Raw genomic sequence first — 14945 nt, 5'->3', positions numbered from 1 at the left:
AGAAGCAACATGGCGGCCAACACCCATTCCCTGTGGTTCACCCAGATGATCGAGTACGACGTCCCACCACTGCGCCAGGATGCCCTGGCCGAGGCGCTGGTGGTGCGCAGCGAACACCTGGCGCAACGCTGCGACGGCTTGCTGAGCGTCAGCATCCAGGTCAGTGACGACGGTCGCCGGGTGCTCCAGCTCCTGCGCTGGCAATCACGCCAGGCATGGGCGGCAGCCGCGGGAAGCTTCATCGAGGAACCGTTCCTCGACCTGCTGGGCGAACACCAGGCGCGCGGGGTGAATTTCGCCGCCTACCAGACCTTGCGTAGTCTTGTGCGCGGCACCGATGGTGGTCTGCATTGCCAGCTGGGCAGTACTCAGGCGTACCAGGGCGCATAGTGCGGATAGCGGTCCAGGCGCGCGCCGATGACCATCTCGCTGATCCAGGCCGTGAGCATCGCGCTGTAGGCCTTCTGGCTTTCCTCGCTGGACAACGCATGGTCGGCACCATCGACCAGGCGATGGGTCATCGAATGGGCGCTGACGAACGCCGAGCGGTAGCTCATCAGCGTGCTGTGGGGAACGTAGTCATCCTGTTCGGACTCCACTAGCAGCACATCGCCGGCAAACTCGGCGCAGGCTGCCAGGGCGCGGTTGTCGGCCGGTCCGAGGGGGCGCAGGCGGTAGGCGTTCAGGCGCTGGCGATCCAGGGCTTGCTTGGGCGCGTCCCATTCATCGTCCCAGTACAGGGCCGGTACCCTCAGCGCCAGCCACTTCACGGGGCGGTGCGGGGTGAGCAGAGTGGCCAGGTAACCGCCGTAGCTGCTGCCGATCACGGCAATGGCGCCGGGATCGACTGACGGGTGACTCGCCAGCCGGTCGTAGGCGGCGAGCAGGTCGGCCAGGTTCTGTTCGCGGGTGACGGTCAGGCGCTGGCTCTCGGTCTTTTCGTGGCCGCGCAGGTCGAAGGTCATGCATACGCAGCCCAACCCGGTGATCTGCCGGGCGCGGGCCAGGTCGCGCTGTTGGCTGCCGCCCCAGCCATGGACGAAAAGAATCCCTGGCATGCGGCTGCCGGGGCTGACCAGCGTGCCGGCGATGCTTTCCCCTTCGACGTGCAGTTCCACGATCTCACTCTCGATGGTCATGGTCGCGTATCCGTGCATATTTGCTGAGTTGTCCAAGTTCACTGTCGTGCCCCTGAAAGAACAGTGTGGCGTCGGCGGGCAGTCGCGCCCGGCCGAACACCTCGTGGGTCGATGCGCATAACCGCTGCAGCGCCGGATCCTCGGCGAAGGCCGTCAGTGCCAGAACCTCGGCCGGGCTGGCGCCACCCAGGCGCCAGGATTGTTCGAGCACGCCACTGCGCAGGTGGCCGTGGCTATCACGGCCGCGGGCGATGTCATAGTTTCGGCGTGAAGCGATAAAACCGGGGAAGTAACGTTCGGCGGCCTGTTCGTAGGCCATGGCCTGGGTGATGGCCAGGCGCAGGTGATCCGCAAGCGGCAATTGCAGCAATTTCTGGTAGTCGCCACGCACGAGCACCAGATCGGAGCCGCCGTACACCTCGGTGCCAGCGTGGTCGCGGGTCAGGTGCTGGATGCCGTGGTAGCTGAGGGTCAGCCCTGCCACGCGGACCTGGCCGACGCTGAAAGTCTCGACCTCGTCGAGGTCTTCTTCCAGGACCAGCCCCCACAGTGCCAACGTCTGTTCGTCCATGCCCACCAGCAACGGTTCCAGGGCCTGGGCGTCGGTGATGACCTGCTGGCCCCGCCCGGCGCAGGCCAGCACCGGCTTGATGCGTACCGGCCCCTCGCGCAGCAGCAGCTCGGCCGCCCGGCGGGCGTCGTCTTTGCAAAACACCGTATAGCCACGGAGCAGGGCATCGCAGGCTTGCCGTGCAAACGCATCGGTCCAGCCTGGCGGGAAGCTGGCGTCGGTAGGCACCGGGTGGGAGATAGCCTTGGTAGCGAGGTGCGGATGACTGACGGCTCCGCCGAAAAGGTCGTTCTCGTCCTGGATGCCGAGCATCGTCTGAAGCGCCGGATCGACCAGGGTTTCGCTCGGCACGTAGTAACAGCATGCTTCGGCGTCGGGTAGAGGCGTTGGCTCGACGCGCTCGATGCCCAACAGGCGTGCCAGGTACTCGGCGATCCTCAGTTGGGTCGCCCGCTCGTGTTCGGGTGTGTGCTCGCGGGTATCGAGCAGTACGACAGCGCTTTTCGGTTCGCGGGAGTGGGGCATGGCCAGCCTCGCGTTCGCAGGGGGTGTAAGAGGTGGGAAGGCGCGCAGGCTGTTTAGTTCAGGAGCAAGGATCGACGGTCGGCAGGACACTTGGGGCACTGCATGCCTTGTTACGGTCGTGGTGATTGCGGGCGCCCGCCAGCTGTTTCATTATCGATGGCCTGGACCCGTCGACACCTATCCGCAGGAGTGCGCATGAACAGTCAGTCCCCGCTTCACGAATCCGTACCGGCGCGCCTTGCCCGCGTGCGCGAGGCCATGGCCCGGGAGGGCGTTGCTGCCCTGCTGGTGCCCTCGGCCGACCCGCATCTGTCCGAGTACCTGCCTGGCTATTGGCAGGGGCGGCAATGGTTGTCCGGTTTCGAGGGGTCGGTGGGTACGCTGGTGGTCACGGCGGATTTTGCTGGGCTCTGGGCTGACAGTCGCTATTGGGAGCAAGCGAACAAGGAGCTGGCCGGCAGTGGCATCGAACTGATGAAGCTGCGGCCTGGGCAGCCAGGCGCGTTGGAGTGGTTGGGGGCGGAGGTCGACGGTACCGTGGCTGTGGATGGTGCGGTCATGGCAGTGGCCGCTGCCCGCCAGTTAAGCGAGCGTCTGCAAGCGCGGGGCGCAAAGCTGCGTACGGATCTCGATCTGCTGACCGAGGTCTGGAGCGACCGGCCATCGCTGCCGGGCAATCCGGTCTACCAGCACCTGCCGCCCCATGCGACCGTCAATCGTGCGCAAAAGCTTGCCGAGCTGCGGGGCACCCTGCAGGAAAAAGGCGCCGACTGGCATTTTATTGCCACGCTCGACGATATCGCCTGGCTGTTCAATCTGCGTGGCAGCGACGTTTCCTACAACCCCGTGTTCGTCTCTTTCGCGTTGCTCAGCCAGGACAAGGCGTACCTGTTCGTCGGGCGCGACAAGGTTGATGGGCACCTGCGCCAAGTGTTGGCGGCCGATGGTATCGAGGTTCGTGACTATGAAGCGGTCGGCGACGCGTTGTCGGCGATTCCGGCCACGGCCAGCCTGCTGGTGGATCCGGCACGGGTCACCCGTGGGCTGCTGGATAACCTGCATGAGCAGGTGCGGCTGGTCGAGGGCATCAATCCGACGACCTTGAGCAAGTCGCGCAAGGGTGAAGGGGATCTCGCCCATATCCGTCAGGCCATGGAGCAGGACGGCGCGGCGCTGTGCGAGTTCTTCGCCTGGCTTGAAACGAACCTGGGGACGCAACGCATTACCGAGCTGACCATCGACGATCAGCTCAGCGCGGCCCGTGCCCGCCGTCCGGGTTTCGTGTCGCTGAGTTTTTCCACCATCGCGGCCTACAACGGCAATGGCGCCATGCCGCACTACCGCGCCACCGAGCAGTCACATGCCGTGATCGAGGGCAATGGCTTGCTGTTGATCGATTCGGGTGGCCAGTACCTGGGCGGGACAACCGATATCACGCGAATGGTGCCGATTGGTGAACCGAGCCGCGAACAGAAGGCGGATTGCTCGCGGGTGCTCAAGGGTATGATCGCGCTGTCCAGGGCCAGGTTCCCGCGTGGGATCCTCTCGCCGCTGCTCGATGCCATCGCCCGCGCGCCGATCTGGGCCGACCAGGTCGATTACGGGCATGGCACCGGCCACGGTGTCGGCTACTTCATGAATGTGCACGAAGGCCCGCAGGTGATCGCCTACCAGGCGGCCGCCACGCCGCAGACAGCCATGCAGCCGGGGATGATCAGCTCGATCGAGCCTGGGACCTACCGGCCGGGGCAGTGGGGGGTGCGTATCGAGAACCTGGTGGTCAATCGCGAGGTCGGCACCAGCGAGTTTGGCGAGTTCCTGGCGTTCGAAACCTTGACCCTGTGCCCGATCGACACGCGCTGCCTGTTGGTCGAGGCGCTGGGCAGCGAGGATATCGCCTGGTTGAATGGCTATCACCAGACAGTACGGGAGCGGCTTGCCCCTTTGCTGGAAGGTGAAGCGCTGGCCTGGCTGGAACGGCGGACCGCACCTCTCTGAATGTGAAAAGGGCAGCCATTGGCTGCCCTTCATGCATCTGTTACTTGCAAATCACGATCATGCTGCGGCTGGTGTAGCCGGCAGGGTTTATGCCGAATACGTAATCGCCAGGCTCTTCGTCGGTGTCACCGGAGCGGGCGATGACCTTGTAGCCCTTGCTGCTGCAGGAGCTGGCGGCCTTGCTGTAGCACCTCTCCCACGACGAGGAGAGTCCCGAGCAATTGATATGCAGGCCTTTTTTCCCTCGTTTCACCTCGGTATTGGCTGTCGCGGCACATCCAGCGATGGCCAGGATGCCCAGGATGAGCAAAATACGTTTCATTCCTGTCCTTATACGGCCCGACTACATTAATGGGCCTGAAGTTTGCGCTTTGCCTCTTCCCTGATGGTCTCTGGCTTCCATGTGCCGCTCAGTAGATAGCGTCAAGATTATGATCTGGTGACAGCTTAATCAGCCACGCCGGGTGGTACAAGGCTGCTGGATGCCTAAATGAAAATATTTCTCAAATCAATCGGCAGCCACGGGTGGCGCCGCGTCCCGTTTCATGGAAAGGGTAGCGCCCACCGAGGCGGTGATGATGGCGAGAATGGCCAGCCATTGCCAGAGTGTGAGCTGCTCGCCCAGGAACAGCAGCCCGGACAATGCGCCAAAGGCCGGTTCGATGCTCATCAGTGTGCCGAAGGTGCGTGCGGGCATGCGGGTCAGGGCGACCATTTCCAGGCTGTAGGGTAGCGCGGTGGACAAGATCGCCACGCCCAGGGCAACCGGCAGCAGGGCAGGGGTGAGCAATGCGGCGCCGGCATGGGCGATACCGATGGGGGCGACGAACAGCGCGGCGATCACTACGCCCAGGGCGGCAGTCTGGATGCCGTTCTCGGCACCGGCTTTCTGCCCATAGAGGATATACAGCGCCCAGCACACACCGGCGCCCAGGGCGTAGGCGGCGCCGATCGGGTCGAGGCTGGCGCCGGTCTGGCCTACGGGGATCAGCAGCAACAGCCCGGCGACTGCCAGGGCGATCCACAGGAAATCCAGCGCTCGGCGCGAGGCCCACAGCGCCACCGCGAGTGGTCCGGTGAATTCGAGCGCCACAGCGATACCGAGAGGCACGCTACGCAGGGACATATAGAAGAGGAAGTTCATGCCGCCCAGGGCCATGCCGTAGATGATCACGCTGCGCAGGGTGCTGGCGTCCAGGCGCGCGCGCCAGGGCCTCAATATAAGCAGCATGATGATGCTGGCGAAGATGAGGCGCAGCGCTGTGGTGCCTTGGGCGCCAACAACTGGGAACATGCTCTTGGCCAGCGAGGCTCCGGACTGGATGGAAGCCATGGCGATCAGCAGCAAGCCGATGGGGAACAGCGTGGTGGCCAGGCTGCGTTGGGGGGAATTCATGTTGGGTTCCGTTGTTGTAAGCGCAAGGGTGCGCAATATAGTGCGCAGCGGGATGTGTATTGGCAAGGTCGGGATGCGAATAGCATCTGATAGCCCTGACACGGTTCTTTTCATATTCCTGAAATAAAAGGTTGACGGGCTTCCAGATCCCCTTATAATGCGCCCCACTTCCGACGTAGTCGAAACGCAAAACTTCTTGTTAATCAATAAGTTGAGTGTTTCAGGTAGTATCGGAGGTGCTTCGATCACCAGATCGGCAGCGGTGAAAAAGGCAGTTGACAGCAGGTTGTAACACTGTATGATTCGCCTACCGCTACGAGAGATCGCAGCGAGTCAAGTGTTTGAAGCTGAACGGGTTTCTCGCAAAATAGTTCAAAATAAACGCTTGACAGCAAATGAGGAAGGCGTAGAATGCGCGCCTCGGTTGAGACGAAGCGCTCTTAGCCAAACGCTCTTTAACAAATTGAATCAAGCAATTCGTGTGGGTGCTTGTGAGTATGGACTGATAGTCGCCAAGATTATCAGCATCACAAGTGGCCATGCGAGAAATCACATAGTCATTTGAGATTGCTGAGCCAAGTTTAGGGTTTCTTAAAAACCCAAGCAGTATTGAACTGAAGAGTTTGATCATGGCTCAGATTGAACGCTGGCGGCAGGCCTAACACATGCAAGTCGAGCGGATGACGGGAGCTTGCTCCTTGATTCAGCGGCGGACGGGTGAGTAATGCCTAGGAATCTGCCTGGTAGTGGGGGACAACGTTTCGAAAGGAACGCTAATACCGCATACGTCCTACGGGAGAAAGCAGGGGACCTTCGGGCCTTGCGCTATCAGATGAGCCTAGGTCGGATTAGCTAGTAGGTGAGGTAATGGCTCACCTAGGCGACGATCCGTAACTGGTCTGAGAGGATGATCAGTCACACTGGAACTGAGACACGGTCCAGACTCCTACGGGAGGCAGCAGTGGGGAATATTGGACAATGGGCGAAAGCCTGATCCAGCCATGCCGCGTGTGTGAAGAAGGTCTTCGGATTGTAAAGCACTTTAAGTTGGGAGGAAGGGTTGTACGCTAATACCGTGCAATTTTGACGTTACCGACAGAATAAGCACCGGCTAACTCTGTGCCAGCAGCCGCGGTAATACAGAGGGTGCAAGCGTTAATCGGAATTACTGGGCGTAAAGCGCGCGTAGGTGGTTCGTTAAGTTGGATGTGAAAGCCCCGGGCTCAACCTGGGAACTGCATCCAAAACTGGCGAGCTAGAGTATGGTAGAGGGTGGTGGAATTTCCTGTGTAGCGGTGAAATGCGTAGATATAGGAAGGAACACCAGTGGCGAAGGCGACCACCTGGACTGATACTGACACTGAGGTGCGAAAGCGTGGGGAGCAAACAGGATTAGATACCCTGGTAGTCCACGCCGTAAACGATGTCAACTAGCCGTTGGAATCCTTGAGATTTTAGTGGCGCAGCTAACGCATTAAGTTGACCGCCTGGGGAGTACGGCCGCAAGGTTAAAACTCAAATGAATTGACGGGGGCCCGCACAAGCGGTGGAGCATGTGGTTTAATTCGAAGCAACGCGAAGAACCTTACCAGGCCTTGACATGCAGAGAACTTTCCAGAGATGGATTGGTGCCTTCGGGAACTCTGACACAGGTGCTGCATGGCTGTCGTCAGCTCGTGTCGTGAGATGTTGGGTTAAGTCCCGTAACGAGCGCAACCCTTGTCCTTAGTTACCAGCACGTTATGGTGGGCACTCTAAGGAGACTGCCGGTGACAAACCGGAGGAAGGTGGGGATGACGTCAAGTCATCATGGCCCTTACGGCCTGGGCTACACACGTGCTACAATGGTCGGTACAGAGGGTTGCCAAGCCGCGAGGTGGAGCTAATCTCACAAAACCGATCGTAGTCCGGATCGCAGTCTGCAACTCGACTGCGTGAAGTCGGAATCGCTAGTAATCGCAAATCAGAATGTTGCGGTGAATACGTTCCCGGGCCTTGTACACACCGCCCGTCACACCATGGGAGTGGGTTGCACCAGAAGTAGCTAGTCTAACCTTCGGGAGGACGGTTACCACGGTGTGATTCATGACTGGGGTGAAGTCGTAACAAGGTAGCCGTAGGGGAACCTGCGGCTGGATCACCTCCTTAATCGAAGACATCAGCCTGCTGATGAGCTCCCACACGAATTGCTTGATTCATTGTGTAAAGACGATGCTGTAACGCGACCCTGTTATAGGTCTGTAGCTCAGTTGGTTAGAGCGCACCCCTGATAAGGGTGAGGTCGGCAGTTCAAATCTGCCCAGACCTACCAATTACTTGGTGCGGCTGGTCAAATGGGGCCATAGCTCAGCTGGGAGAGCGCCTGCCTTGCACGCAGGAGGTCAGCGGTTCGATCCCGCTTGGCTCCACCACTCTTTCAGGTTTCGCAGCACTGCTCAGAACTTAGAAATGAACATTCGGTGATGAATGTTGATTTCTGACTTTTGTCAGATCGTTCTTTAAAAATTCGGATATGTGATAGAAATAGACTGAACACCAGTTTCACTGCTGGTGGATCAGGCTAAGGTAAAATTTGTGAGTTCTGCTCGAAAGAGCGACGTGCGAATTTTCGGCGAATGTCGTCTTCACAGTATAACCAGATTGCTTGGGGTTATATGGTCAAGTGAAGAAGCGCATACGGTGGATGCCTTGGCAGTCAGAGGCGATGAAAGACGTGGTAGCCTGCGATAAGCTTTGGGGAGTCGGCAAACAGACTGTGATCCAGAGATCTCTGAATGGGGGAACCCAGCCAGCACAAGCTGGTTATCTTGTACTGAATACATAGGTGCAAGAGGCGAACCAGGGGAACTGAAACATCTAAGTACCCTGAGGAAAAGAAATCAACCGAGATTCCCTTAGTAGTGGCGAGCGAACGGGGACCAGCCCTTAAGCTGGTTTGAGATTAGTGGAACGCTCTGGAAAGTGCGGCCATAGTGGGTGATAGCCCCGTACACGAAAATCTCTTGCCAGTGAAATCGAGTAGGACGGAGCACGAGAAACTTTGTCTGAACATGGGGGGACCATCCTCCAAGGCTAAATACTACTGACTGACCGATAGTGAACCAGTACCGTGAGGGAAAGGCGAAAAGAACCCCGGAGAGGGGAGTGAAATAGAACCTGAAACCGTATGCGTACAAGCAGTGGGAGCCTACTTTGTTAGGTGACTGCGTACCTTTTGTATAATGGGTCAGCGACTTATATTCAGTGGCGAGCTTAACCGAATAGGGGAGGCGTAGCGAAAGCGAGTCTTAATAGGGCGCTTTAGTCGCTGGGTATAGACCCGAAACCGGGCGATCTATCCATGGGCAGGTTGAAGGTTAGGTAACACTGACTGGAGGACCGAACCGACTACCGTTGAAAAGTTAGCGGATGACCTGTGGATCGGAGTGAAAGGCTAATCAAGCTCGGAGATAGCTGGTTCTCCTCGAAAGCTATTTAGGTAGCGCCTCATGTATCACTGTAGGGGGTAGAGCACTGTTTCGGCTAGGGGGTCATCCCGACTTACCAAACCGATGCAAACTCCGAATACCTACAAGTGCCGAGCATGGGAGACACACGGCGGGTGCTAACGTCCGTCGTGAAAAGGGAAACAACCCAGACCGTCAGCTAAGGTCCCAAAGTCATGGTTAAGTGGGAAACGATGTGGGAAGGCTTAGACAGCTAGGAGGTTGGCTTAGAAGCAGCCACCCTTTAAAGAAAGCGTAATAGCTCACTAGTCGAGTCGGCCTGCGCGGAAGATGTAACGGGGCTCAAACCATGCACCGAAGCTACGGGTATCACCTTTAGGTGATGCGGTAGAGGAGCGTTCTGTAAGCCTGTGAAGGTGAGTTGAGAAGCTTGCTGGAGGTATCAGAAGTGCGAATGCTGACATGAGTAACGACAATGCGAGTGAAAAACTCGCACGCCGAAAGACCAAGGTTTCCTGCGCAACGTTAATCGACGCAGGGTTAGTCGGTCCCTAAGGCGAGGCTGAAAAGCGTAGTCGATGGAAAACAGGTTAATATTCCTGTACTTCCAGTTATTGCGATGGAGGGACGGAGAAGGCTAGGCCAGCTTGGCGTTGGTTGTCCAAGTTTAAGGTGGTAGGCTGAGATCTTAGGCAAATCCGGGATCTCAAGGCCGAGAGCTGATGACGAGTGCTCATTAGAGCGCGAAGTGGTTGATGCCATGCTTCCAAGAAAAGCTCCTAAGCTTCAGATAACTGGGAACCGTACCCCAAACCGACACAGGTGGTTAGGTAGAGAATACCAAGGCGCTTGAGAGAACTCGGGTGAAGGAACTAGGCAAAATGGCACCGTAACTTCGGGAGAAGGTGCGCCGGTGAGGGTGAAGCACTTGCTGCGTAAGCCCACGCCGGTCGAAGATACCAGGCCGCTGCGACTGTTTATTAAAAACACAGCACTCTGCAAACACGAAAGTGGACGTATAGGGTGTGACGCCTGCCCGGTGCCGGAAGGTTAATTGATGGGGTTAGCGCAAGCGAAGCTCTTGATCGAAGCCCCGGTAAACGGCGGCCGTAACTATAACGGTCCTAAGGTAGCGAAATTCCTTGTCGGGTAAGTTCCGACCTGCACGAATGGCGTAACGATGGCGGCGCTGTCTCCACCCGAGACTCAGTGAAATTGAAATCGCTGTGAAGATGCAGTGTATCCGCGGCTAGACGGAAAGACCCCGTGAACCTTTACTATAGCTTTGCACTGGACTTTGAGCTTGCTTGTGTAGGATAGGTGGGAGGCTTTGAAGTGGGGACGCCAGTTCTCATGGAGCCATCCTTGAAATACCACCCTGGCAACCTTGAGGTTCTAACTCAGGTCCGTTATCCGGATCGAGGACAGTGTATGGTGGGTAGTTTGACTGGGGCGGTCTCCTCCCAAAGAGTAACGGAGGAGTACGAAGGTGCGCTCAGACCGGTCGGAAATCGGTCGTAGAGTATAAAGGCAAAAGCGCGCTTGACTGCGAGACACACACGTCGAGCAGGTACGAAAGTAGGTCTTAGTGATCCGGTGGTTCTGTATGGAAGGGCCATCGCTCAACGGATAAAAGGTACTCCGGGGATAACAGGCTGATACCGCCCAAGAGTTCATATCGACGGCGGTGTTTGGCACCTCGATGTCGGCTCATCACATCCTGGGGCTGAAGCCGGTCCCAAGGGTATGGCTGTTCGCCATTTAAAGTGGTACGCGAGCTGGGTTTAGAACGTCGTGAGACAGTTCGGTCCCTATCTGCCGTGGACGTTTGAGATTTGAGAGGGGCTGCTCCTAGTACGAGAGGACCGGAGTGGACGAACCTCTGGTGTTCCGGTTGTCACGCCAGTGGCATTGCCGGGTAGCTATGTTCGGAAGAGATAACCGCTGAAAGCATCTAAGCGGGAAACTTGCCTCAAGATGAGATCTCACTGGAGCCTTGAGCTCCCTGAAGGGCCGTCGAAGACTACGACGTTGATAGGTTGGGTGTGTAAGCGCTGTGAGGCGTTGAGCTAACCAATACTAATTGCCCGTGAGGCTTGACCATATAACACCCAAGCAATTTGCTCACGCAGATTGCGGTGGTGAAGACGAAACGAACCGAAAGTTCGCGACGAACCACAAAGATCACATATCCGAATTGGCTGGCATGTCTGCAAGGACGTACTGGCAACCGAATTTCTTGACGACCATAGAGCATTGGAACCACCTGATCCCATCCCGAACTCAGTAGTGAAACGATGCATCGCCGATGGTAGTGTGGGGTTTCCCCATGTGAGAGTAGGTCATCGTCAAGATTCATTTCGCAAAACCCCTATCTGCGCGAGCAGGTAGGGGTTTTGTCTTTGCGCGTTTGGCAAGTCAACCTCCTCCGTTGTGGGAACGAGCTTGTTGGAACGCCGCTCCCACGAATATTCAGGCCGGGCTTCATCGCCTTGTCAGTGACGATCTCCAAGCAGCGCCACCAACTCATTGAAGGCAGGACGGGCCAATACGTCGGTCTGCTGGCAGCGTTCAGCCAGTCGCTTCAGTGTTGTGTCCTGCTCGTCGCAGCACGCCAGCAATTCCTCCACAAGAATGCCAAATGCCCTCGCTTCCAGTCGTTCGAGGGCCGATGCCGCAAGACTTTGCTCCTGAGGGTGGAACGAGGCGGCACCGAAGTCGCCCAGCAGGCACTGGCCATCTTCGTCGAACAGGATGTTGTGGGCGTACAGATCACCATGGCTCAAGCCACGCCCATGCAGGTGGGCACAGACCGAGGCAATACCTCTTATAAGGCGACTTAGGGCCGACTTGGTCAACTGCCGGTCCGCCGGGTAGCGGTCGCGGGTGCAACTGTCGAGGCTAGGCGGGCCGCCCAGGTTCGACCAATGCGCGTCGATCAGTTGCATCACCAAGGCGGGTAGCTGATCTGGATGATCGTCAATGCGCCCAGCCAGGCGCACCAGCTGTGGATGGTGGCCGGCAGCGATACAGGCGCTCATCTCCGCCAACGGCGAACCATCGCTGGTGATCGCACCCTTGTACAGCTTGACCGCAACCGGCGCTTCCTGACCACGCCAGTGGGCACGGTGAATCACCCCTGAGGCGCCACGGCCGAGTTCTTCTTCTAGGTGGATATCCTGCCAGTGAAGGGTAGGGCAATGGTCGTCCGTGGCAGGTGCGACAAAGCCATGGGGTAATGGATTGTCCGCATAGGCCAGCCAGGCTAGGCGTGGCATGAGCAGCAACCAATCAGGTAGGGCGCCCAGGCGGTTGCTGGCGATGCGCAGCAGTTCCAGGCGGTGGCAGCGCGCCAGGCTTGCGGGCAGGTCGGTGAGGCGATTGCCGGCAAGCATGAGCTTTTGCAGGTGTGCGCAGTCCCCCAGTGCCTCGGGCAGTTGCTCCAATACGTTGTCGGTGAGCACCAGTGAGCGTAGCGAAGGTGGCAGGGCCTGGGCATCGACCCGGCTGATGCGGTTGCTTCTGAAGCCTACGGTTTCCAGGGCCTGGCAGCTGCCGATGGCGTGGGGCAGGTGGGTGAACTGATTGTTGGAGCAGAACAGCACCTTGAGCCGGTTCAGGCGGTGCAGGTCCTCGGGCAGTTCGCTCAGCCTGTTGCCGCTCAGGTCCAGCACTTCGAGGCTGTCGCCAAGTGTGAAGATCTCCTGGGGAAAATGGGTCAGGTTCTGGCAGAGATTCAGTCGCGTGATGCCGTGCAGGCGACCGGTGCGCAGGTCTTCGAGGGTATGCATGGGATTGTTCGCTTAACGTGACCGGCCATTGTAGGTGCTTGGGTGCGGCAAATCTGCATATGGGTTGCGACTTAAGTCCGATGGCGGCTGGCCGGCCCCGGTCCATACTCAAGATTCGCCCTTCTATAACAACAAGTACCGGGTTGCGAACCAATGACCTATGAGCACAGCTACGCCCATTCCATTTCCGAACCCGTCAGCTTCTGGCAGGCCCAGGCCGAACAGCTCGCCTGGCAGCGCAAGCCGACCGTCACCTTGCAGCAGAATGCCGATGGTACCCACCGTTGGTTCGCCGATGGCCGTCTCAACAGTTGCTACCTGGCCCTTGACCATCAGATCGAGCAGGGGCGTGGTGAACAACTGGCGCTGATCTACGACTCGCCAGTGACTGGCGTGCAACAGACGTTCACCTATCACCAACTGCGAGATGAAGTGGCCCGTTTGGCGGGGCTGTTGCGTTCGTTGGGTGTGCGCAAGGGTGACGGCGTGATCATCTACATGCCGATGGTGCCCCAGGCCGCCATGGCCATGCTCGCCTGTGCCCGCATTGGTGCGGTGCATTCCGTAGTGTTCGGTGGCTTCGCCGCGAACGAGCTGGCCTTGCGCATCGACGATGCGCGGCCGACCTTGCTGCTGACGGCTTCCTGCGGCCTGGAGTTCGACCGCGTGATCGAGTACAAGCCGCTGGTCGATCGCGCCCTGCAACTGGCCCGCCACCAGCCGCGGCATGTGCTGGTGTTGCAGCGCCCGCTGGTTAGCGCCGAACTGCAGCCCGGGCGTGATCTGGACTGGCAGCAGGCCTTGCTCGGGGCGGCGCCGGTCGCCCCCGTTGAACTGGATGCGGGCGATCCGCTGTACATCATGTACACCTCCGGCACCACCGGCAAACCCAAGGGTATCGTCCGCGAAAACGGCGGCAACGCAGTGGCGTTGTGTTATGCCATGCGTCATGTCTATGGCATGCGGGCAGGGGATGTGTGGTGGGGGATCTCGGACGTCGGCTGGGTGGTGGGCCACTCGCTGATCGTGTACGGGCCTCTGATGAACGGGTGCACCACGGTGTTCTACGAGGGCAAGCCGATCCGCACGCCGGACGCCTCGGCCTACTGGCGGGTGGTGGAACAATACCAGGTCAATGGCTTGTTCTGCGCACCCACCGCCATGCGCGCCATCCGCAAGGAAGACCCGGAAGGCGCGCTGATTCGCCGTCACAATCTCGATTCGTTGCGCCAGCTGTTCCTGGCCGGGGAGAAACTCGACTCCAGTACCCATGAATGGCTTGAGCGGGTCACCGGCAAGCCGGTGCACGACCATTGGTGGCAGACCGAAACCGGCTGGCCGGTGACTGCGCCCTGTGTCGGGCTCGAAGGCAGCGCGGCGCGGCCGGGCTCGAGCAACCGGGCGGTGCCGGGGTACAACGTGCAGGTGCTGGATGACGAAGGCAAGCCGTTGGGGCCCAATCAGCAGGGTGCCATCGTGATCGCCCTGCCATTGCCACCGGGTTGCAGCCAGACGCTCTGGGGCGATCACCAACGTTACCTGCAGGCCTACCTGCAGAGCTACCCCGGTTACTACCACACCGGCGACGGCGGCTACCTGGATGAAGACGGCTTCGTCTACATCATGGGGCGCACCGATGACGTGATCAATGTCTCCGGGCATCGCTTGTCGACCGGTGAAATGGAGGACCTGGTGGCGCGTCATCCGGCGGTGGCCGAGTGCGCGGTGATCGGTGTGCACGACGAGATCAAGGGTCAGGTGCCATTGGCGCTGGTGGTGCTCAAGGACGGGCAGGGCATTGGCGAGGCGCAACTGCAGGGCGAATTGGTGGCGGATGTGCGCGAACAGATCGGCGCACTGGCCTGCTTCAACCGCGTGCGCCTGGTCAAGCGCCTGCCCAAGACCCGCTCTGGCAAGATCCTGCGGGCGGTGCTGCGCAAGATCGCCGATGGCCAGGACTACACGGCGCCATCGACGCTGGATGATCCGGCGGTGCTAGGGGAGATCGAAGGGGTGTTGGCCGATTTGCCCAGAGCGGGCTGACGTCATCGCGAGCAGCATTGCCTGTGGGAATCGGCT

The 14945-nt window shown here is 59.1% G+C and carries 8 protein-coding genes, 2 tRNA genes and 3 rRNA genes; 8 read left to right on the top strand and 5 right to left on the bottom strand.

The features are described from left to right. Positions 1 to 9: 9 nt before the first annotated feature. Positions 10 to 390 carry an antibiotic biosynthesis monooxygenase gene (locus LU688_RS18545; RefSeq protein WP_023631465.1) on the top strand — a complete coding sequence of 127 codons (381 nt, stop codon included), beginning with the start codon at positions 10 to 12 and terminating at the stop codon, positions 388 to 390. Here the strand turns inward: LU688_RS18545 and LU688_RS18540 are convergent. Then, positions 369 to 1139, bottom strand: coding sequence for an alpha/beta hydrolase family protein (locus LU688_RS18540; RefSeq protein WP_094012099.1), 771 nt, complete (start codon positions 1137 to 1139; stop codon positions 369 to 371). The genes LU688_RS18545 and LU688_RS18540 overlap by 22 nt on opposite strands. Next, positions 1123 to 2235 carry a DUF3182 family protein gene (locus LU688_RS18535; RefSeq protein ID WP_434784944.1) on the bottom strand — a complete coding sequence of 371 codons (1113 nt, stop codon included), beginning with the start codon at positions 2233 to 2235 and terminating at the stop codon, positions 1123 to 1125. Before LU688_RS18535 ends, LU688_RS18540 begins: the two co-directional genes overlap by 17 nt. Positions 2236 to 2430: 195 nt before the next feature. On the opposite strand from LU688_RS18535, the gene LU688_RS18530 reads away from it, so the two are divergent. Further along, positions 2431 to 4233, top strand: a complete 1803-nt coding sequence (locus LU688_RS18530; RefSeq protein ID WP_094012100.1) for an aminopeptidase P family protein — start codon at positions 2431 to 2433, stop codon at positions 4231 to 4233. Positions 4234 to 4273: 40 nt separating this feature from the next. Here the strand turns inward: LU688_RS18530 and LU688_RS18525 are convergent, their stop codons facing one another. Both LU688_RS18525 and rhtA read right to left on the bottom strand, forming a co-directional pair. Further along, positions 4274 to 4555, bottom strand: coding sequence for a hypothetical protein (locus LU688_RS18525; protein ID WP_023631461.1), 282 nt, complete (start codon positions 4553 to 4555; stop codon positions 4274 to 4276). Positions 4556 to 4741: 186 nt separating this feature from the next. Further along, on the bottom strand, positions 4742 to 5629 hold the full coding sequence (rhtA, locus tag LU688_RS18520) for a threonine/homoserine exporter RhtA (protein WP_038706462.1): 888 nt from the start codon (positions 5627 to 5629) through the stop codon (positions 4742 to 4744). A 611-nt stretch (positions 5630 to 6240) separates the two neighbouring features. Between rhtA and LU688_RS18515 the strand changes: the two genes are divergently transcribed. The 5 genes from LU688_RS18515 (at position 6241) to rrf (ending at position 11429) form a co-directional block, all read left to right on the top strand. Further along, a 16S ribosomal RNA gene (locus LU688_RS18515) occupies positions 6241 to 7777 on the top strand. Between the two features lie 86 nt (positions 7778 to 7863). After that, a tRNA-Ile gene (locus tag LU688_RS18510) sits at positions 7864 to 7940 on the top strand. Between the two features lie 24 nt (positions 7941 to 7964). Beyond that, positions 7965 to 8040 (top strand) — tRNA-Ala (locus LU688_RS18505). A gap of 245 nt (positions 8041 to 8285) precedes the next feature. After that, positions 8286 to 11179 (top strand): 23S ribosomal RNA (locus LU688_RS18500). Between the two features lie 134 nt (positions 11180 to 11313). Then, a 5S ribosomal RNA gene (rrf, locus tag LU688_RS18495) occupies positions 11314 to 11429 on the top strand. The 16S, 23S and 5S rRNA genes sit together here with 2 tRNA genes alongside, the layout of an rRNA operon. 141 nt (positions 11430 to 11570) lie before the next feature. Here rrf and LU688_RS18490 read toward each other — a convergent pair. Continuing rightward, the gene (locus LU688_RS18490) at positions 11571 to 12866 is read right to left on the bottom strand and encodes a leucine-rich repeat-containing protein kinase family protein (protein WP_094011263.1); all 1296 of its coding nucleotides are present in this window, start codon (positions 12864 to 12866) and stop codon (positions 11571 to 11573) included. 153 nt (positions 12867 to 13019) lie between these two features. On the opposite strand from LU688_RS18490, the gene LU688_RS18485 reads away from it, so the two are divergent. Then, positions 13020 to 14909, top strand: coding sequence for a propionyl-CoA synthetase (locus tag LU688_RS18485; protein ID WP_160290956.1), 1890 nt, complete (start codon positions 13020 to 13022; stop codon positions 14907 to 14909). Positions 14910 to 14945 lie beyond the last annotated feature (36 nt).

The organism is Pseudomonas soli (assembly GCF_021283165.2).
GTDB lineage: Bacteria > Pseudomonadota > Gammaproteobacteria > Pseudomonadales > Pseudomonadaceae > Aquipseudomonas > Aquipseudomonas soli.
Note: the sequence above shows the minus strand (reverse complement) of the source record. Positions and strands in the feature narration are given on the sequence as shown.

Excerpts from the sequence above, each read along its gene's own strand:
- LU688_RS18525 (WP_023631461.1), bottom strand. The coding sequence starts at position 4,555 with ATGAAACGTATTTTGCTCATCCTGGGCATCCTGGCCATCGCTGGATGT.
- LU688_RS18490 (WP_094011263.1), bottom strand. The coding sequence starts at position 12,866 with ATGCATACCCTCGAAGACCTGCGCACCGGTCGCCTGCACGGCATCACG.
- LU688_RS18545 (WP_023631465.1), top strand. The coding sequence starts at position 10 with ATGGCGGCCAACACCCATTCCCTGTGGTTCACCCAGATGATCGAGTAC.
- LU688_RS18535 (WP_434784944.1), bottom strand. The coding sequence starts at position 2,235 with ATGCCCCACTCCCGCGAACCGAAAAGCGCTGTCGTACTGCTCGATACC.
- LU688_RS18530 (WP_094012100.1), top strand. The coding sequence starts at position 2,431 with ATGAACAGTCAGTCCCCGCTTCACGAATCCGTACCGGCGCGCCTTGCC.
- LU688_RS18485 (WP_160290956.1), top strand. The coding sequence starts at position 13,020 with ATGACCTATGAGCACAGCTACGCCCATTCCATTTCCGAACCCGTCAGC.
- LU688_RS18540 (WP_094012099.1), bottom strand. The coding sequence starts at position 1,139 with ATGACCATCGAGAGTGAGATCGTGGAACTGCACGTCGAAGGGGAAAGC.
- rhtA (WP_038706462.1), bottom strand. The coding sequence starts at position 5,629 with ATGAATTCCCCCCAACGCAGCCTGGCCACCACGCTGTTCCCCATCGGC.